Origin of the sequence: Marinobacter sp. LV10R510-11A (genome assembly GCF_900215155.1) — a bacterium.
In the GTDB taxonomy this organism is placed as follows: Bacteria; Pseudomonadota; Gammaproteobacteria; order Pseudomonadales; family Oleiphilaceae; genus Marinobacter.
The window spans coordinates 2,788,722-2,805,354 of record NZ_LT907980.1 but is presented as its reverse complement, the minus strand read 5'-3'; the positions used below and the strand labels follow the sequence as shown (position 1 = coordinate 2,805,354).

The 16,633-nt window shown below is 55.1% G+C and carries 17 protein-coding genes; 5 read left to right on the top strand and 12 right to left on the bottom strand.

Translation table 11 applies throughout. The features are described 5' to 3' along the window. Positions 1-8: 8 nt before the first annotated feature. The 4 genes from pcaF to paaG are packed head-to-tail and all read right to left on the bottom strand — an operon-like array spanning position 9 to position 4,025. Positions 9-1,259, bottom strand: coding sequence for a 3-oxoadipyl-CoA thiolase (pcaF, locus tag CPH80_RS13445; protein ID WP_096278534.1), 1,251 nt, complete (start codon positions 1,257-1,259; stop codon positions 9-11). Beyond that, positions 1,256-1,714 carry a hydroxyphenylacetyl-CoA thioesterase PaaI gene (gene paaI / locus CPH80_RS13440; protein WP_096278532.1) on the bottom strand — a complete coding sequence of 153 codons (459 nt, stop codon included), beginning with the start codon at positions 1,712-1,714 and terminating at the stop codon, positions 1,256-1,258. The genes pcaF and paaI overlap by 4 nt, the downstream gene beginning before the upstream one ends. Next, positions 1,711-3,231, bottom strand: coding sequence for a 3-hydroxyacyl-CoA dehydrogenase PaaH (gene paaH, locus CPH80_RS13435; RefSeq protein ID WP_096278530.1), 1,521 nt, complete (start codon positions 3,229-3,231; stop codon positions 1,711-1,713). Before paaH ends, paaI begins: the two co-directional genes overlap by 4 nt. Positions 3,232-3,233: 2 nt before the next feature. Then, complete coding sequence (gene paaG / locus CPH80_RS13430) at positions 3,234-4,025, bottom strand: 2-(1,2-epoxy-1,2-dihydrophenyl)acetyl-CoA isomerase PaaG (protein WP_096278528.1); 792 nt, start codon at positions 4,023-4,025, stop codon at positions 3,234-3,236. Between the two features lie 412 nt (positions 4,026-4,437). On the opposite strand from paaG, the gene CPH80_RS13420 reads away from it, so the two are divergent. Beyond that, on the top strand, positions 4,438-5,028 hold the full coding sequence (locus CPH80_RS13420; protein WP_096278524.1) for a phenylacetic acid degradation protein PaaY: 591 nt from the start codon (positions 4,438-4,440) through the stop codon (positions 5,026-5,028). An 18-nt stretch (positions 5,029-5,046) separates the two neighbouring features. Continuing rightward, positions 5,047-5,283, top strand: coding sequence for a hypothetical protein (locus CPH80_RS13415; RefSeq protein ID WP_096278522.1), 237 nt, complete (start codon positions 5,047-5,049; stop codon positions 5,281-5,283). A 21-nt stretch (positions 5,284-5,304) separates the two neighbouring features. Here the strand turns inward: CPH80_RS13415 and CPH80_RS22525 are convergent, their stop codons facing one another. From CPH80_RS22525 to CPH80_RS13405, 3 genes are read right to left on the bottom strand one after another with little or no spacing between them, the layout of a single operon-like run. Beyond that, on the bottom strand, positions 5,305-5,712 hold the full coding sequence (locus CPH80_RS22525; protein ID WP_413772236.1) for a hypothetical protein: 408 nt from the start codon (positions 5,710-5,712) through the stop codon (positions 5,305-5,307). 32 nt (positions 5,713-5,744) lie between these two features. Beyond that, on the bottom strand, positions 5,745-6,110 hold the full coding sequence (locus CPH80_RS22520) for a hypothetical protein (RefSeq protein WP_227520156.1): 366 nt from the start codon (positions 6,108-6,110) through the stop codon (positions 5,745-5,747). Next, complete coding sequence (locus CPH80_RS13405; protein WP_096278520.1) at positions 6,107-7,165, bottom strand: AraC family transcriptional regulator; 1,059 nt, start codon at positions 7,163-7,165, stop codon at positions 6,107-6,109. The genes CPH80_RS22520 and CPH80_RS13405 overlap by 4 nt, the downstream gene beginning before the upstream one ends. A gap of 189 nt (positions 7,166-7,354) precedes the next feature. On the opposite strand from CPH80_RS13405, the gene CPH80_RS13400 reads away from it, so the two are divergent. From CPH80_RS13400 to CPH80_RS13390, 3 genes are read left to right on the top strand one after another with little or no spacing between them, the layout of a single operon-like run. Continuing rightward, the gene (locus CPH80_RS13400; protein WP_096278518.1) at positions 7,355-7,675 is read left to right on the top strand and encodes a 2Fe-2S iron-sulfur cluster-binding protein; all 321 of its coding nucleotides are present in this window, start codon (positions 7,355-7,357) and stop codon (positions 7,673-7,675) included. Positions 7,676-7,727: 52 nt separating this feature from the next. Further along, positions 7,728-9,119 (top strand): cytochrome P450, encoded by a 1,392-nt coding sequence (locus CPH80_RS13395; RefSeq protein ID WP_096278517.1) that lies wholly within the window; start codon positions 7,728-7,730, stop codon positions 9,117-9,119. A gap of 4 nt (positions 9,120-9,123) precedes the next feature. Continuing rightward, positions 9,124-10,416 (top strand): NAD(P)/FAD-dependent oxidoreductase, encoded by a 1,293-nt coding sequence (locus CPH80_RS13390; protein WP_096278515.1) that lies wholly within the window; start codon positions 9,124-9,126, stop codon positions 10,414-10,416. Between the two features lie 15 nt (positions 10,417-10,431). Here the strand turns inward: CPH80_RS13390 and CPH80_RS13385 are convergent, their stop codons facing one another. The 5 genes from CPH80_RS13385 to CPH80_RS13365 form a co-directional block, all read right to left on the bottom strand. Then, the gene (locus CPH80_RS13385) at positions 10,432-12,021 is read right to left on the bottom strand and encodes a class I adenylate-forming enzyme family protein (protein WP_096278513.1); all 1,590 of its coding nucleotides are present in this window, start codon (positions 12,019-12,021) and stop codon (positions 10,432-10,434) included. A gap of 198 nt (positions 12,022-12,219) precedes the next feature. Then, positions 12,220-13,530, bottom strand: coding sequence for a TRAP transporter large permease (locus tag CPH80_RS13380; protein ID WP_096278511.1), 1,311 nt, complete (start codon positions 13,528-13,530; stop codon positions 12,220-12,222). Further along, positions 13,527-14,072, bottom strand: coding sequence for a TRAP transporter small permease subunit (locus tag CPH80_RS13375; protein WP_096278509.1), 546 nt, complete (start codon positions 14,070-14,072; stop codon positions 13,527-13,529). The genes CPH80_RS13380 and CPH80_RS13375 overlap by 4 nt, the downstream gene beginning before the upstream one ends. A gap of 91 nt (positions 14,073-14,163) precedes the next feature. Continuing rightward, positions 14,164-15,210 carry a TRAP transporter substrate-binding protein DctP gene (dctP, locus tag CPH80_RS13370; RefSeq protein ID WP_096278507.1) on the bottom strand — a complete coding sequence of 349 codons (1,047 nt, stop codon included), beginning with the start codon at positions 15,208-15,210 and terminating at the stop codon, positions 14,164-14,166. Positions 15,211-15,440: 230 nt separating this feature from the next. Then, positions 15,441-16,583: a class I adenylate-forming enzyme family protein gene (locus tag CPH80_RS13365; protein WP_096278505.1), complete on the bottom strand. Its 1,143-nt coding sequence runs from the start codon at positions 16,581-16,583 to the stop codon at positions 15,441-15,443. Positions 16,584-16,633 lie beyond the last annotated feature (50 nt).

Sequence of the window (16,633 nt, the reverse complement as noted above, 5' to 3'; positions counted from 1 at the left end):
GGGTCAGCTTAGTATTCAGCGCTGTCTACGCGCTCGATAATCAGCGCAATGCCCTGTCCTACACCGATGCACATGGTGCACAACGCATAGCGGGCGCGCTGGCCCTGCTGATGGCGGCGCTCCAGTTCGTTCAGCGCAGTGGTTACCAGGCGTGCACCGCTCATGCCCAGCGGGTGCCCGAGGGCAATAGCTCCGCCATTGGGGTTTACGTGTTCGGCATCATCCGGCAGGCCTAAATCACGCAGCACGGCTAGCGCCTGAGCAGCAAAAGCTTCGTTTAGCTCAATTACGTCCATGTCGGCCAATTCTAGGCCGGCGGTCTTCAGCACCTTGCGGGTGGCGGGCGCTGGGCCCATGCCCATAATGCGCGGCTCAACACCGACGGTGGCCATGGCAACCACTCGGGCGCGCGGCTTGAGGTTGTGCTGCTTCAGGGCATCGCCACTGGCCAGCAATAGGGCGCAGGCACCGTCGTTTACCCCGGAGGCGTTGCCCGCGGTGATGCTGCCGCCATCACGGAAGGGCGTTCCAAGGCTGGCGAGCTTTTCCAAGCTGGTTTCCCGGGGGTGTTCGTCGGTATCAACAATCAGTGGATCCTGCTTGCGACGGGGTACGCTCACTGGCACGATTTCGTTGTCAAAACGGCCCGCTTTCTGAGCGGCAGCGGTGCGTTGCTGGCTGCGCAGGGCGAAGGCGTCCTGGTCTTCCCGGGCGATACTGAAATCGGCGGCGACGTTCTCGGCGGTCTCTGGCATGGAATCAATGCCGTACTGCTTTTTCAGTAGCGGATTCACAAAGCGCCAGCCAATGGTGGTGTCGAACATGTCTGCTTTGCGGCTGAAAGCAGAATCCGCTTTGCCCATCACAAAAGGCGCGCGAGACATAGACTCCACGCCGCCAGCCAGCATTAGGCCGGCTTCGCCCGTGCGCAATGCACGGGCGGCGCTGCCAATGGCGTCCATACCGGAGCCACACAGGCGGTTGAGGGTGCATCCCGGCACATCAACCGGCAAACCAGCCAATAGCAGTGACATGCGGGCTACGTCGCGGTTGTCTTCACCAGCCTGGTTGGCGCACCCGTAAAGTACGTCGTCTATGGCCGCCCAATCCAAGTCGCTGTACCGGTCTTTCAGTGCTTTCATGGGAATAGCGCCCAGGTCGTCGGCGCGTACGGTTGCTAGAGCGCCGCCGTAGCGGCCAATGGGTGTGCGTACTGCGTCTACGATGTAGGCATCTTGCAAGCGTTTATCGTTACTCATTGATCGGTCTCCGACTGAATGACTTCGCCACGTACTTGGTAAGACTTGCCGCGAAATAGGGCTATCACATGGCCATTTTGATTGGTGAGGGTAATGTCGTACACACCGGTGCGGTTGCCGCGAGATTGCTCAACCGCGTTGGCGGTAAGCACATCGCCTTCACGGGCGCCGAACATGTACTCAATGGAACAGCCAGATGCGACGGTGGCCTTGTTGTAGCTATTGCAGGCAAAAGCAAACGCCGAGTCGGCCAGGGTAAACAGGTAACCGCCATGGCAGGAGCCGTGGCCCTGAATCATGGTACCGGTGACTGGCATGATGACCGTGGCTTTGCCTGGGGCTACGTGGGTAATCTTCATGCCGAGGTTACGGCTGGCTTGATCCCGCTCGTACATAGATTCGGCGCAGTCTTGCGCCAATTTTTGCGCATCGGGTGCGTGGTGCTCGTTGCTCATGAATAGAACCCCTTTTCGGCAAACCGGTTTTTCCGCAACAGCAGCGCCGGCCGGTAGCGGTCTTCGCCGTAACTCTGTTGGATGTGTGTCAGTACTGTGTGCAGCAGGCTGAACCCTAAGTTATCGCTCCAGCGCAGCGGGCCTTCCGGGTAGTTCAGGCCGGCTTTCATGGCTAGGTCGATATCACTGATAGACGCCACGCCGTACAAGGCGGCGTCGGCGGCTTCATTAGCCAAGGTGGCAACAGTGCGCATAACCACTAGGCCCGGTCGGTCGGCGATGTGGCTTACGGCAATGCCAGCTTTTTGCAGCAGAGCGCAGGCGTCGTTCACCGCCTGTGCGGGCGCTTGATCTGCCGCGGCAATAGCTAGGCGGCTGGCCTTGCTGTAATCAAACGCCAGGTCCAGCAAAATAAGGTTGTTGCAGGCTTCAGCCGCAGCACGCTCGGTAGCCATGCGGCCATCGGTGAGTGCCAGTACGGCATCGCCAAAGCACAGGCGGCCAGGGCCGTCGCGCTCGATGACGTTGAGGCCGCTTTCGCTCAGGCGAGTAACCAGTGCTGCCAGTGGGCCCGGGTTGCCTTCCACAATGAGAGCGTCTGCATCGCAGCTCGCGGCTTCGGCGGTTGCAGGCTCAGGTTTTTGCGCGCCTTCGGCGTAGCTATAAAAGCCCTGGCCACTCTTGCGGCCTAACCGGCCAGCATCCACCAGCTCTTTCTGAACCAGAGAAGGCAGAAAACGAGTGTCTTGGTAGTAGGAATTAAAAACTGAGGAGGTTACTGCGTAGTTCACGTCGTGGCCGATAAGATCAGTCAGCTCAAACGGCCCCATACGAAAGCTGCCTGCTTCGCGCAGGATGGCGTCGAGTGTTGCGCTGTCCGTTGCTTGTTCCTGCAGTAGGCGCAGGCTTTCGGCATAAAAAGGTCGTGCTACCCGGTTAACAATAAAACCAGGTGTAGACGTGGCAGTAACGGGCTTCTTTCCCCACTGAGCGGCAGTCGCGTAAACGCTTTGGGCAATCTCGTTGCTAGTGGCCAAACCTTTGATGACTTCTACCAGTGCCATGAGGGGCGCCGGGTTAAAAAAGTGCATGCCCACCAGGCGCTCGGGGTGCTTCATGTTTGCACCCAAGGCCGTTACAGATATGGACGAAGTATTGGTGGCCAGAATGGTTTTCTCTCCGCAAACGTCCTCAAGACCGGCCAGCAAGCTACGTTTGATATCGAGATCTTCAACGATGGCCTCGATCACCAGGCCAGCGCCTGCAAGCTCACTAAGTTCGTTAATCGGTTTGATACGGTCCAGAAGTGCGTCCAGCGTGGATTGCTCCATCTTTCCCTTATCAATCCGACGCTGCAGCTGTTTGGCGACGCTTTGACGGCCTGCCTCGGCGGCACCCTCGCGCTGATCGAGTAGGAATACTCGGTGGCCTGCTTGTGCAGCTACCTGCGCAATGCCGGAGCCCATGGCACCGGCGCCGATAACGGCAACGGGGGTGTCGGTGGCGAGTGGTTGCATGCTTATTTCCCCTTGAATTCGGGTGCGCGCTTTTCCATGAAGGCAGCCACGCCTTCACGGTAGTCGTCGGTGCGCCCCGCCAGTCGCTGCAGATCCCGTTCCATTAATGATTGTTCTTCAAAGCTGTTGTTGGCGCTGGCGTGAAGGGCACGCTTGATCATTGCTAGGCCTTTGGTGGGCTGGGTGGAGAAATGACGGGCCAGTTTCATGGCTTCATCCTGCAGGGCGTCGTCTTCTACGCACTGCCAAATCATGCCCCACTGTTCCGCCTTTTCAGCGCTCAGCTTGTCACCCAATAAGGCCAGGCCTTTTGCTCGAGCCATTCCTACTGCGCGCGGTAGGGTCCAAGTACCGCCCGAGTCGGGAATAAGGCCAATCTTGCAAAAGGCCTGAACAAAGTTAGCGGAGCGTGCTGCCAACGTGATGTCACAGGCCAGGGCAATGTTCGCGCCTGCGCCGGCGGCCACGCCATTTACCGCACAAATCACCGGCATGGGCAGATCTCGAATCGCCTGCAGCAGCGGGTTGTAGTAGGTTTCGATGGAGAAACCTAAATCCGGTGCCTCGGCGCCAGGCTTTACGCTCCGATCCGACAAATCCTGGCCGGCACAGAAACCGCGGCCATTACCAGTAAGCAGCATGACCCGCACAGTGTGATCGTTGCGGATGGTTTTTAGCGCAGCGCGCATCTCTTCATGCATTTCAACGTTAAAGCTGTTGAGGCTCTTTGGGCGATTCAGGGTGACTTTGGCAATGCCCTGATCGATATCGAGAAGCACACTCTGCTCAGTCATGGAAAAATCCTTGTGATAGCAATGGAACCCGGGCTTAGCACCCGGAAAACTCTGGCTTACGTTTGCTGCGGCATTTCGTTGTTTTAGTGGTTTGCCGGTAAGGCCTGATGGTTATCAAGGCGGCTTTCGCAGGGGGATGTTCCGCCCCACTGATTTCAGGAAAGAGTATAGGTTTGAATTGATACCGGTCAAGAATCAGAAGCCGGGTTTTTGTATCACGTTGCTGAGAGCCCAACGTGGATTCCTGTAGATTCATGATTTTTATAGTAATTTTATTTGTAAGCCTTTAGTCTTAAAAAAGATGAAAGACGCTCTGTTGGCTCTCATCACCTTGTGAGTTGTGTATTATCTGTTCCGATACAAGGAAGTGCCTTAAAGTACAAAAAAACAAACATGTTAAAAGGAGCATTTTATGCCCTGTTACCGGATTGATGGTGTGACTCCCGTGGTTCATCCTTCGGCATACATACACCCCACCGCCGTGCTTATTGGCGATGTACACGTGGGGCCGGATTGCTACGTTGGACCCTGTGCATCTCTACGCGGTGATTTTGGCCGTGTCGTGATGGAGCAGGGCGCAAACCTGCAAGACACCTGCGTGGTGCATGCGTTTCCTGGGCGCGATGCGATAATTCGTCGCAACGGCCACATAGGTCATGGCGCTGTATTGCACGGCTGTGTGATAGAAGAAGACGCCATGGTGGGGATGAATGCCGTCGTCATGGACGAAGCCGTTATAGCGACCAAATCCATCGTGGGTGCTGCAGCGTTCGTAAAAAGTGGCTTCACGTGTGAGCCAGCCTCTTTGATAGTGGGCTCGCCAGCCAAGGTGCTGCGCCAGCTGAGTGATAAAGAAGTCAGCTGGAAGCAGCGCGGCACCCAGGAGTACCAGACACTGACAAAACGGTGCTTGGAAAATATGAGGGAATGCTCGCCGTTAGAACAGGTGGATGTGGATAGGCCGACATTGCAAATTGGTGAGCATGGTTTGAAAGACCAGTAGCCCCCGAGCGGAACCGATATGAGCCCTGAAGAATGGAAAACCGTTTTGGACGTTATTCCGGATGTGCGTGATGGCCTGACGCGCACCGAGCGGCTTATTCTGTATCTGATACATGAAACCCAGAAAGAGAGGGGCGGGCGGAATGTCCCCACCGTCATGCTCTACGGCCGAGTACTTGAGTACGTGGATATGAGCGAGGCAGAGCTGCATGTTTATCTCGACCGATTGGGCGTTCGAGGTGATGGCACGCAATAGCTGTGGTGCTTGTGGCTCTACTTACTGATCCAGTACGTAGAGCTTGCGACCGGCTCCGAGCCCGGCAACTATAGCGCCAATGGCAATCACGCCAAGGAAAGCGCCGGCAATGTTCCAGCTGGCGAACTTCTCATGCAAAACACCGACAAATAGCGGCCCCAATGCCGCCATGGTATAGCCGACGCTTTGCGCCATGCCTGATAAGCGCGCGGCGGTTTCTGCATCCCGGGCTCTTACGGTAAGAAGCGTGAGCGCTATGCTGAATGAGCCACCTTGGCCTAGCCCCAATATAATCACCCACAGCCAGACTCCTTCTATAGGCGCGTAAATGCTGCCGCACAGGCCGGCGAGCGTTGCCACCATCACCAGCACCACCATAAATCGCTGATCGCGCATGTGGCTGGCTATCCAAGGAGCTGCAATAGCCATTGGCACCTGCGTAAGAATGGATACCGACAGGGCTAGCCCAGCGGTAACCGGATCAAGCCCCCGGCCACTGCAGTACCAAGGAATAGACCGCTGGCCCCAAAGTAGGGCCGTGCGATCAGTGCCACGCCTAAGATTATGAGTGCAACCAGCACCGCTCGCTCCATACCGAGTTTGCGTGCGGCACGTGGGGCAATCGGTGCTGCCAGGCCCAAAAGCAGCACGGGCAGTGTTGTGAGTACACCCTGGCCTATGGATGACAGCGCTAGGCTATCGCCGATGGTTTTCAGAATTGGCCCGACACTTGTCAATGCCGGGCGCAAGTTGAGGGCGACCAGCATCATGCCTACGAACATCAATATGGCATTTCGGGCTTGTTGCGGGCGGGTTTTACTGGTCATGTGTTTTTGAACCTTACCTGTTTTCGATACTGATCAGGCGTTAGCTGAAACCAGCGTTTGAATGCCCGTCGAAAATTAGAGCTGTCATGGTAGCTGAGGACGGCTGCAATCGCATCCACCGACATATTACTGGTGTGCAGATAACTGCTTGCCTGCTGCGACAGTATTTCGTCGCGGATACTGCGAAAATTGCGACCCTCCAGCCCCAGCCTTCGTGCCAGTGTGCGTTTGCTGATAAATAGCATGGCGGCTGCCTCTTCCTCGCTGAGCACACCTGGCGGGTGCGATAGCATCATTTTCTGCAGTCGATGCGTCCAGTTGTTGGTCTTGAGCGGTAACTTTTGCAGCATCGATTGGCATTGCCGTAACGCCAGTGAGTAGTTCTCGTGGTTTGCAGACGCATTGGGAATGTCGCACAGGTTGGCAGGCACTTTCAGTATCAACTGGGAGGAGGAGAACTCGATGTTCCCGGGCAGAAACTCAGCATAGCGCTGGCTATAATCAGGCTTCTCAAAGGAGAAGCAGATGCGAGCGCCCTCTACCGGTTGCCCGATAATGAACTCTGCGCACTGAAAAAGTATCGACGCATAGGCTTCCGATATAAAGCGATGCACATCCGCATTAAGCTCCACATCAAAATAACAATAACACTCCCAATACTCCTTGCTGCGCTTCAACTCCAGGTGGGAGAAGTCTGAACGCGTGGGAAGATACGTCTCGAATGCCCTCAGGGCGATCAGCAGGTTGGGGCTGCTGCTGGCCAAAAAGCCCATGGCACCGTGAGTAGTAGGCGTTAGGCATTGGCCAACTCTTAGCCCGAACATCTCGTCATCGGATAACCGCAAAGCATTTTGTAGAATCTGCATCTGCTGGCTGGATGTCAGCAGCGTGTCGTCCTGTATCAACTGATCGACTGAAACCCCTGTTTGCGCGAGTAAGGTTGGTAGCTCGCGAGCATGCAACCCCAGCACTCGAGCGATCAGGCGAGAATAGTTGGTGGGGATGCAGGCGGTATTGCCGCCAACCTTCGCTGCGGCCTGCTGCTCATCGCTCATCTGATTTTGCTCTCTCGCTGAATGTTTGCAAAAAACAGTGTCTTTAAATGACCCCGTACTGTCAAGAAATGACCTCCTTTTGCGGCGTGAGATTGCTTAACCTGATTTTACCAAACGAAAGGTATGCGCTTGGGCCAGGCGCCCGCCGTGTAGACAGCAAGCAGACTAACCAGTTTTGTGGAGCAAGTTATGGGCAGCATTACGTTCATCGAGCACGACGGCACACAGCACGCCGTTGACATTGAGGCGGGTAAATCCCTGATGCAGACCGCCATGGATAACGGCGTGCCGGGTATCGATGCAGATTGCGGCGGTGAAGCCGCCTGCGGTACCTGCCATGTGATTGTTGATGGTGGTTGGGTCAAAACCACCGGCAGTGCCAGCGATGAGGAATTACTAATGCTGGACTTAACGCCCGACCGTGCGGATACCTCCCGACTGGCCTGCCAGATTATTATCTCTGATGCGATGGACGGCCTGGTCGCGCACTTGCCTGAGTTTCAAATGTAGCCGGCTTTGACCAACCCCCCCTAAAAACAACATTCGCAAGGCTTGAAGCACTATGAGCATCTTCAATTTAGTGGCCGAGAAAGGCGCCGCAATCGTCCCAATGCCCCTGCAAATCAAGGCCGCCCACTTCATTTATAAAGCCAAGCTCAAGCTGGGTAAGTACACAGAGTTTCGGGAATTTATCGAAACGCCGATTCCCGATGTATCAACGCTGGCAATAGAAGATATTGATGTCAGCAACCCGTTTCTCTACAGACAGAATCGTTGGGAGTCGTACTTCAAACGCTTACGTGATGAGTGCCCTGTCCACTTTCAGAAGAACAGCTCGTTCGGCCCGTTTTGGTCTGTCACACGTTATGAGGACATCATGTTCGTGGATAAGCATTACGATCTGTTTTCGGCGGAGCCGTTTATCATAATTGGCACGGCACCTGACGAACTCGCTGTTGAGATGTTCATCGCGATGGATCCACCCAAGCACGATGTGCAGCGTCGAGCCGTTCAAGGTGTCGTAGCGCCGAAGAACCTGAAAGAAATGGAAGGGCTGATTCGTGAACGTACTCAGGATGTTCTGGATACACTCCCATTGGATAAGCCCTTCAACTGGGTGGACGACGTCTCCATAGAGCTAACCGCACGAATGCTGGCGACGTTGCTCGGCTTCCCCTATGAGGATCGCCGAAAACTCGTTTACTGGTCTGATCTGGCGGGTGGCGGAGCGGAGTCGACGGGTGGATCGAACGACACGGATGAGTTGTTCAGGGGCATGGTGGACATGTCCGGGTACTTCGCACGGCTTTGGCGTGATAAGGAAGCGAAAACTGCTGCTGGCGAAGACCTGGGTTTTGACTTGATCAGCATGCTTCAGAACAATGATGACACTAAGGATATGATCAAAAAACCGATGGAGTTTCTGGGCAATCTGGCACTATTGATTGTAGGTGGCAACGACACCACCCGTAACTCGATGTCTGGTGGTGTGCTGGCTCTCAACAGGTTCCCGGACGAGTTTACCAAACTCAAGAACGATCCAGGCCTGATTTCGAATATGGTGTCTGAAATTATTCGCTGGCAAACACCGCTGGCCTATATGCGCCGTGTTGCAAAACAAGATGTCGAGCTAAACGGCCAGATCATAAAGAAAGGCGACAAGGTCGTCATGTGGTACGCCTCTGGTAACCGCGACGAGCGTGCTATCGATCAGCCAGAACGGTTCATTATCGATCGCAAGGGCGCTCGCAATCACCTGTCCTTTGGGTTTGGAGTTCATCGTTGCATGGGCAACCGTTTGGCTGAGCTGCAGCTGCGCATTCTCTGGGAGGAGTTGCTGGCACGCTTTGACAAGATTGAAGTGATCGGTGAGCCAGAATATGTGCAATCCAACTTCGTGCGTGGCTATTCGAAAATGATGGTTCAGCTGACCGCGAAGCCCTCGGGAGCCTGAGCTCATGACCCAAACATGCATTGTTGTCGGCGCCAGCCATGCCGCCGCCCAGTTGGTCACCAGCCTTCGCCAGGAAGGCTGGGATGGTGAAATCCTGGTGATCAGTGATGAGCGCCATTTGCCGTATCACCGACCACCGCTTTCCAAGGCTTTTTTGTCTGGCGCGAGAACGGCGGAGAGCTTGGCCATTCGCCCGGCTGCCTTCTATGAAAAGCAAAATGTGCAGTTTCGACAAGGACGCGTTACCGCCATTAACCGAGACCAACAGACGCTGACGTTTGTTGAAGGTGCGGGTGAGAGAGGGAGTGAAGGAGAGAATGAAAAAGAGAGCAAAGTGCTGAGCTATGACAAGCTCGCGCTGTGCATCGGCGCTCGAGTTCGGAAGGTGGATTTGCCCGGTTGCGATCTGAGCGGAATACATTATCTACGAGATATGGCTGACGCTGAATCCATCAAGGCGAATATCACCGAAGGCCAGCATGCCGTCATCATCGGTGGTGGTTATGTGGGTCTGGAAACCGCAGCATTGCTCAGGCAACTGGGCATGCAGGTGACCGTGTTAGAGATGGGGCCGCGAATACTGGGGCGGGTAACCGCGCCGGAAGTGTCTGATTTCTACCATCGTGTGCACATGGAAAGTGGTGTTCGTATTCACACCGGTGTCTCTATTGGTGGGTTTTCCGGTAACGGCCAAGTGGGAAAAGTGGTTTGCACAGATGGCGCCGAGTTCCCCGCTGATTTGGTTGTTATTGGCGTGGGTGTGCTACCGAATACAGAGTTAGCCGAGATGGCTGGCCTTGCCGTGGAAAACGGTATTGTGGTGGATGAGTTCTGCCGTACCATCGACCCCAACATTGTGGCTGCGGGGGACTGCGCCAACCAGTTTAACAAACTGTACGCGTGTCGCGTGCGCCTGGAATCCGTGCCTAACGCCACTGAGCAGGCCAAGATTGCTGCTGCGTCTATCTGTGGGTGTAATAAAAGCTCTGCGAGCCTGCCTTGGTTCTGGTCAGATCAGTACGATTTGAAACTACAGATTGCTGGGTTGAGCCAAGGTTATGACCAAGTGATTGTTCGCGGAGATAGGCGCACAGGTCGAAGTTTTGCTGCCTTCTACTTGAAGGAAGGGCGGTTGATCGCTGCGGATTGTATAAACCGCCCCCAGGAGTTTGTGCTGAGCAAACGAATCATTGCGCAAAAACTGACCATTCAGCCAGAGCGGTTGGCGGATGATTCCGTGCCGGTAAAAGAATTGCTGATGGAGGATAGCCCGGCACTGGCCAGTGCCGGGCGTTGACCATAGGCTTAAGGCTTACTTGTCTGAGTAATGCCCTTCAAGATCTTTGCGAATCATGTGCTTCTGAATCTTGCCGGTGCCTGTGCGGGGAAAGGCTTCAACAATCATGATGGCCTTGGGTACTTTGAAGCCTGCAATGTTCTTCTTGCAGTAATCGATCAGCTCGCTCTCAGTGGCCGTTGCGTCTGGTAACAAGATGACGTTCGCAGTGATCGCTTCGCCCCAGCGGTCATGAGGCAAACCGACAACGGCCGCTTCTGAGACAGCAGGGTGGCCCATCAGGCAGCGCTCTACCTCAATAGACGCGACGTTCTCGCCACCGGATTTGATGACATCCTTCTTGCGGTCGGTGAACCAGATGGCGCCGTCTTCATCTATAGATGCAATATCACCACTGTGGAACCAGCCATATTTGAAGGCTTCGGTGGTTGCCTCCGGCAGATTGAAGTAACGGGTCATGGACTGTGGGCCACGATAAACAATCTCCCCAGACTGTCCTGGTGGCAGCAGGTTGCCTTCATCGTCCATGATCGCCACCCGGGTTAAAGGTGCTGCGGAGCCCCAGGAGCCGGCTTTGCTCCACTGGTGTTCCGGCCGAATCATGCAGGTCATCGGAGTGAATTCAGTCTGGCCGGAGCCGAGGACAACATCGGCGTTGGGGAGCAGTTCGTGAACTTTTTTGAGCACGGGCTCAGCCATGGGAGCCATGGCATAAAACGCCCGGCGCACCGATGAGAAATCCCGGCTACGGGCTTCTGGGTCTGCCAGAACCGCTTGGTACATCATGGGAAGGAACACGAACATGTACACACTGTGTTCTTCAATCAGGCGTGCACATTCTTTAGCATCGAACCCCTTGGTTAGAACCAGTTTTCCGCCCGTCATAATGGTGGGTATGGCTAGCGCGTTGATGGCTGTGCAATGGAACAGCGGCAGTGTGCACAGAATGCTCGCTTGTGGGGGCGTCTGATTGGCAATCGTGTTGCTCATAGCTGTCATGGTGACGGCCAAGTGGCTGGTGATAACACCCTTCGGGTTCGCCGTGGTTCCACTGGTGTAGAGCAGTTGCACAGGGTCCCGATCACCGGTCAATACTTCTACCGGATTGGTACTGCCACTTTGCACCAAACTCTCAAAAGTTTTCCAGGATTTACCGCCGCCTTCGGTGGTGGTGCTGCCAGTCCAATAAACGTGTTCAAGTGCCGGGAGGTGTGCAGGCAGGCCTTTGCCAGCTTCGGCCAGAGATTCTTCAACAATCAGTACACGGGCGCCGCAATCTTTCAGGCAATAGGCCATTTCATGGGGTTTTAAACCCAGGTTTACCGGAGCGCACACAAGGTTGGCCTTGGCGCAGGCCATATAGCTAATCATCAGTTCCAAACAATTGCGAGCCAGCAGACCCACCGTTTCGCCTGGCGTCAGGCCTAGAGCCCGCAGCGCGTTGGCTGCTTGGTTAGCCTGATCCTCAAAGGCGCGATACGTGATGGTGCGATCGCCGTCTACCATGGCAATGTTGTTCGGGAAAACATCGCTCGTGCGGGTCAGAATGTCGCCAACGGATACCCGATCAATCATGTTTAGAGACACTTCAGGGCTTGTGGGCATAGAAAAAACTCCGGCTTGTGGTACCTGTCGTGAGTCGAATTTAATGTATTTGTCGAATTGTAGCAAGCGCTTGCTCGGTTTAACGGCGGACAGAAAAATGGAACGTCTCGAAGTGTCGGGAGAATACAAGGAAGTAGGTAGCGGAACAGGCAGTGTGCTGTCGTCCTTGACGGCATAATCACAAGCAAATGCTGTGTTCTAGAAAAACACGCCAGGCAACCAAGTGGCGATTTTTGGAAAGACCATAATGATGCTAATGGCCAGTATCTCGATGATCACGAACGGGACTACGGAGGTGTAAATATCCTTCATCGTAATGCCTGGCGGGACCACACCTTTCAGATAGAACAGGTTAAATCCGAACGGCGGTGTCTTGTAGCCGATTTCCATGTTGATCACGAACAGGATGCCGAACCAGATCGGATCGAAACCAAGGGATTTTACGATCGGCATGAACACCGGCAGAGTGATCAGCATGATGCCAACCGGGTCGAGTACCATGGCCAGGAAGAATATGATCATCATCATTGCAATGATGATGCCCCAGGGGCCGCCGGGAATGTGCTGCATCATGCCTTCGATCAGTTCTTGAGCACCCATGCTTTGATATGCCGCGCTAAACGCGTGAGCGGCAAACAGGATCCACATGATCATGCCCGTGAGCTTGAAGGTACGGATAGCGGCTTCCTGCAGGATGCTCCACTTGAGCTGGCGATAGACGGCTGCCGAAATCAGCGAACCAAGAACACCCATGGCGGCGGCTTCCGTTGGCGTGGTAATGCCACCGATAATGGAGCCAAGCACCATGATCACAACGCCAATGGGCAGCAGCACGGCTCTTAATGCACGAAGCTTCTCAGGCCAAGTGCCACGTTCTTCGGGGGGCAGGGCCGGTGCCAGGTGCGGCTGAAGGGTAGAGCGCACGAGAATGTAAGTAACGGTCATTACCATCAGCAGAACGCCGGGCATGATGCCGGCAGCAAACATCTGGCCTACGGATACCCCGGTAATAAGCGCGTAGAGAATCATCAGAATGCTGGGCGGTATCAGAATGCCCCAGCCGCCACCTGTATTGATGACACCCAGCGCCATTTTGCGGTCATAGCCTCGCTCCAGCATGGAGGGCAGTGCGATGGTGCCCATGGCAACCACCGCTGCGCCACTGATGCCAACCATGGCAGCAAATACGGCGCAGATAACCAGGGTTCCTATAGCCAGGCCGCCGCGAAGACCGCCAAACCACAGGTGCATCATCCGATACAGGTCCTTCGCAACGCCGGTTCGCTCCAGCACCATGGCCATGAAAACAAACAGGGGAATCGCAACCAGGGTAAAGCTGCCCATGGTGCCCCAGATCTGCGAGGCCACCATATAGAAGGAATCGAATCCCCAAGTGAAATAGAGGAAGATGACTGAAACGCCACCGAGAACAAAAGCCAACGGTAAACCAAGTAATAGAAAGAACAGCAGTGAACCAAAAAACAGCACAGTCAGGATTTCAATACTCACGACTGGTCTCCTTCACAAACGCTCTGGTCCGGTCCGCAGCAATCCAGGTTGAACGCAATGGCAATGTCTTCCAGGAGCTTGGCCAACCCTTGCAGAACCAGTAGGCCTGTTCCAACGGGAATGGCGAGCTTGGCTGGCCAGATTGGCGGGTTCCAGGCTGAGTAAGAGGTTTCCCAGCTTGATATAGATTCGCTCGCCATATCAATGCCGAACCACAGCAGAGCAAGCGTAAAAGTGAAAAAGATCAGCGAGGTAAAGATGTCCATAAACGCCCGGTTGCGAGGCGATAGCTGCGAGTGCAGAAGGTCGACGTTGACATGGCCCCTGTGAGCCATGATGTAGCCTCCGGACATGACCGCATAAACGCCGAACAGCATCTGGGTAAGCTCGTTGGTCCAGACTGTGGGTGCGTTTAGCAGATAACGGAAACCCACCTCCAGCAACAGGAACGCGAACATGGCGAAAATGAGCAGGGCTGTCCAGCGTCCAACAAAGTCATTAAGACGGGTAACCCCTCTTATGAATGCGTTCAGCACACTCATGGCATTCTCCAGGAGGATGTTGGGTTTCTTCAGGGATAAAAAGGCCGGACGTCAAAGACTCCGGCCTGCATTACTTATTTAAACTTGCGGCTCAGAGGTAGCCGAGTTCGGCCAGATAGCCCTTCAGCATGTCCAATGCCTTCTTGGCGTTGTCGCTTCGCTTGCCTTCCTCGTCCCACATTGCCTGTGCGGCCTGTACCAGCTTGTCCTGAACCTCATCTGGCAGAACGTTCACCTGTACACCCTGTTCGGCGATGACCTTGGCCAAAGTTACGCGCTCCTTATAAAGGTATTCGTTCGTACGAACCCAGAACTGCTCATCGAGCGCATCCTTGACGATTTTCTGCATGTCTTCCGGCAACTTGTTCAGCGCCTTCATGCTGACAATGATGACGTCAGTGCCCGCGATGTTCAGGGCCGGTTGAACGTGGTATTTGGCCACTTCATACAGGGCCATGCTGGCGGCACCTTGAGCTGCACCCCAGTGGGCGCCGTCCACGATGCCAGAGTCCAGTGCCGAGTAAAGTTCGCTGCCCGGTATATAAGATGCTGCAGCACCCGCCTCGGTCAGGAATTTTTGCAGCACACCGGAGGAGCGAATCTTCAGGCTGGTGAAATCGTCCCAGTTATTGATAGGCTTTTTGATCACCATCTCAGTGGGATAAACCTTGTCGGTCGCCCAGTAAACGTCGTGCTCGGCCGCTTCGTCACGGAGCATTTGCTCAAAGCCCATGCCCTGATGGAAATATGCAGCCTCCCAGACGTTCCGGAACGCAAAGGGCAGGCCGGAGGCAATGCCGGCAAGGGAGACTTTGTCCTGGGCATAGGCTGGAGAGATTGTGCCCATTTCCAGAATGCCGCGGCTTACGGCATTGAAGGTTTCCTGGGCATTGAAGAGCGCGCCGGCCTCATAAAGCTTGAGCTTCAGACGCCCGTCGGTTCGCTCGTCCAGAACTCGCTGCAGCCGCACTAGGCTGTCAGTGTAGGAACTACTGGCGCCCGGCCAGTGCGATTGAACTTTCCATGTGAACGTCTCCTGGGCTGTTGCAGGTGCGGCAACCAGGGCGGCGGAAACCCCAAGAGTAAGGGCTGACGCGTAAACTGTGAGGGTTTTTCGTGCTTTGGCGAAGAGATTCATGACTGTGCCTCGTTCGTTGTTGTAATGGTACTTATTGTTGTTTCACTCTGCGGAACTGACGACTGCAGGGTGGATTTATGTTTTCTGAATCTATCACATGATCGGGCGTTTGCAATAGGACGTTTTATGGGTAGACCGTAGAATCTTCCTAAAAGGATAGTCTATTGATTGATACTCAGCAGCATCAAGGCGTGCTCCGGCTTGTTAAGCTGGCCCGACGCTGACCGGGTTTAACGCGAGATCTTTTGCCAGTAAGGTTCGCGCAACTCCCGCTTCAGAACTTTACCTATGGTGGAGCGGGGCAGTTCCTCCCTGAGCTCGATAGCGGAGATGCGCTGGCCTTTGCCCAGCTGTCCGTTAGTCCATTCGAGTATCGCAGGCCCGGAATCCTGGTGCCCGGGTTTGAGAACCACCAGGCCCAGAGGTGTTTCACCCCACTGTTTACTTGGAATGCCGATAACGGCTGCATCGTCCACCGCAGGGTGTGTCAGCAGCGCTTGCTCAAGATCGACAGCGTAGATATTAAATCCACCGGAAATAATCATGTCCTTGCGGCGATCGAGAATATAGATAAAACCGTCCTCGTCGATTTCGCCTTTCGGCAGTTCGCGGCCATCTTCGTCGATCACGCGCACTTCCGCGCCCTCCGTTGGTATGCCTACCGAGCTCCACTTGTCCGGGTGCGCGGCACAGTCGAGGCTGGTGGAAATGCCGCCCTCTGTGAGGCCGTAGACCTCCCGTATGTTGCCGGGCCAGCGTGCCATGGCATCGGCTATCACGTCGGGTCGCAGGGGTGCGCTGGTGCCGGAGCTGTAGATGATGTTAAAGGCGTCATCCAGCGATACGTCCGCCGGGCGGGCCTCAGCAGAGGCATCGCCAAGCCAATCTCTCAGCGCCTGGCCAATCCCTTCACTGTCGTTATCCAGGGCAACAATGCGGTCGTCCGATAGTTCCTGCAGCCCGGCCCGGAAGCGGTGAAGAAGATCCCGGTTTTTCTGCGACACAAACAGAAATTGTGCCGCGCAATCGGACAGCATCAGGCTCAGTGCTTCGGCACTGGTCATTTCTGAAAGCGGCACCATGCAGCCGCCGGCGGTAAGTACGCCAAGATACAGAGCGACATAATCAGCGCTGTTTTCCGACAGAGCTGCAACTGAATCACCGTGCTGCAGCCCAGCATCCCGCAGGCGGTTGGCGATCTGGTTAGTCTGATCCAGCAGGGCTCTCCAGCTCACCGTACCCTGTTCACTGATCAACGCCGGGTGGTCCGCGCGGGTGATCGCAAACCTCTTTATCCGGTGGCCAATGGCCTCCATGGGTTCGTTCGGAGTAATGGGTGCGTACACCGGCATTTCGCTCAGGTTATTTTTCATTTTTGTGCCTTATGCTGCTATGGTGTTTTGACTAGTGAAATCGACTTCCG

Excerpts from the sequence above, each read along its gene's own strand:
- pcaF (WP_096278534.1), bottom strand. The coding sequence starts at position 1,259 with ATGAGTAACGATAAACGCTTGCAAGATGCCTACATCGTAGACGCAGTA.
- paaI (WP_096278532.1), bottom strand. The coding sequence starts at position 1,714 with ATGAGCAACGAGCACCACGCACCCGATGCGCAAAAATTGGCGCAAGAC.
- paaH (WP_096278530.1), bottom strand. The coding sequence starts at position 3,231 with ATGCAACCACTCGCCACCGACACCCCCGTTGCCGTTATCGGCGCCGGT.
- paaG (WP_096278528.1), bottom strand. The coding sequence starts at position 4,025 with ATGACTGAGCAGAGTGTGCTTCTCGATATCGATCAGGGCATTGCCAAA.
- CPH80_RS13420 (WP_096278524.1), top strand. The coding sequence starts at position 4,438 with ATGCCCTGTTACCGGATTGATGGTGTGACTCCCGTGGTTCATCCTTCG.
- CPH80_RS13415 (WP_096278522.1), top strand. The coding sequence starts at position 5,047 with ATGAGCCCTGAAGAATGGAAAACCGTTTTGGACGTTATTCCGGATGTG.
- CPH80_RS22525 (WP_413772236.1), bottom strand. The coding sequence starts at position 5,712 with ATGGCTATTGCAGCTCCTTGGATAGCCAGCCACATGCGCGATCAGCGA.
- CPH80_RS22520 (WP_227520156.1), bottom strand. The coding sequence starts at position 6,110 with ATGACCAGTAAAACCCGCCCGCAACAAGCCCGAAATGCCATATTGATG.
- CPH80_RS13405 (WP_096278520.1), bottom strand. The coding sequence starts at position 7,165 with ATGAGCGATGAGCAGCAGGCCGCAGCGAAGGTTGGCGGCAATACCGCC.
- CPH80_RS13400 (WP_096278518.1), top strand. The coding sequence starts at position 7,355 with ATGGGCAGCATTACGTTCATCGAGCACGACGGCACACAGCACGCCGTT.
- CPH80_RS13395 (WP_096278517.1), top strand. The coding sequence starts at position 7,728 with ATGAGCATCTTCAATTTAGTGGCCGAGAAAGGCGCCGCAATCGTCCCA.
- CPH80_RS13390 (WP_096278515.1), top strand. The coding sequence starts at position 9,124 with ATGACCCAAACATGCATTGTTGTCGGCGCCAGCCATGCCGCCGCCCAG.
- CPH80_RS13385 (WP_096278513.1), bottom strand. The coding sequence starts at position 12,021 with ATGCCCACAAGCCCTGAAGTGTCTCTAAACATGATTGATCGGGTATCC.
- CPH80_RS13375 (WP_096278509.1), bottom strand. The coding sequence starts at position 14,072 with ATGAGTGTGCTGAACGCATTCATAAGAGGGGTTACCCGTCTTAATGAC.
- dctP (WP_096278507.1), bottom strand. The coding sequence starts at position 15,210 with ATGAATCTCTTCGCCAAAGCACGAAAAACCCTCACAGTTTACGCGTCA.
- CPH80_RS13365 (WP_096278505.1), bottom strand. The coding sequence starts at position 16,583 with ATGAAAAATAACCTGAGCGAAATGCCGGTGTACGCACCCATTACTCCG.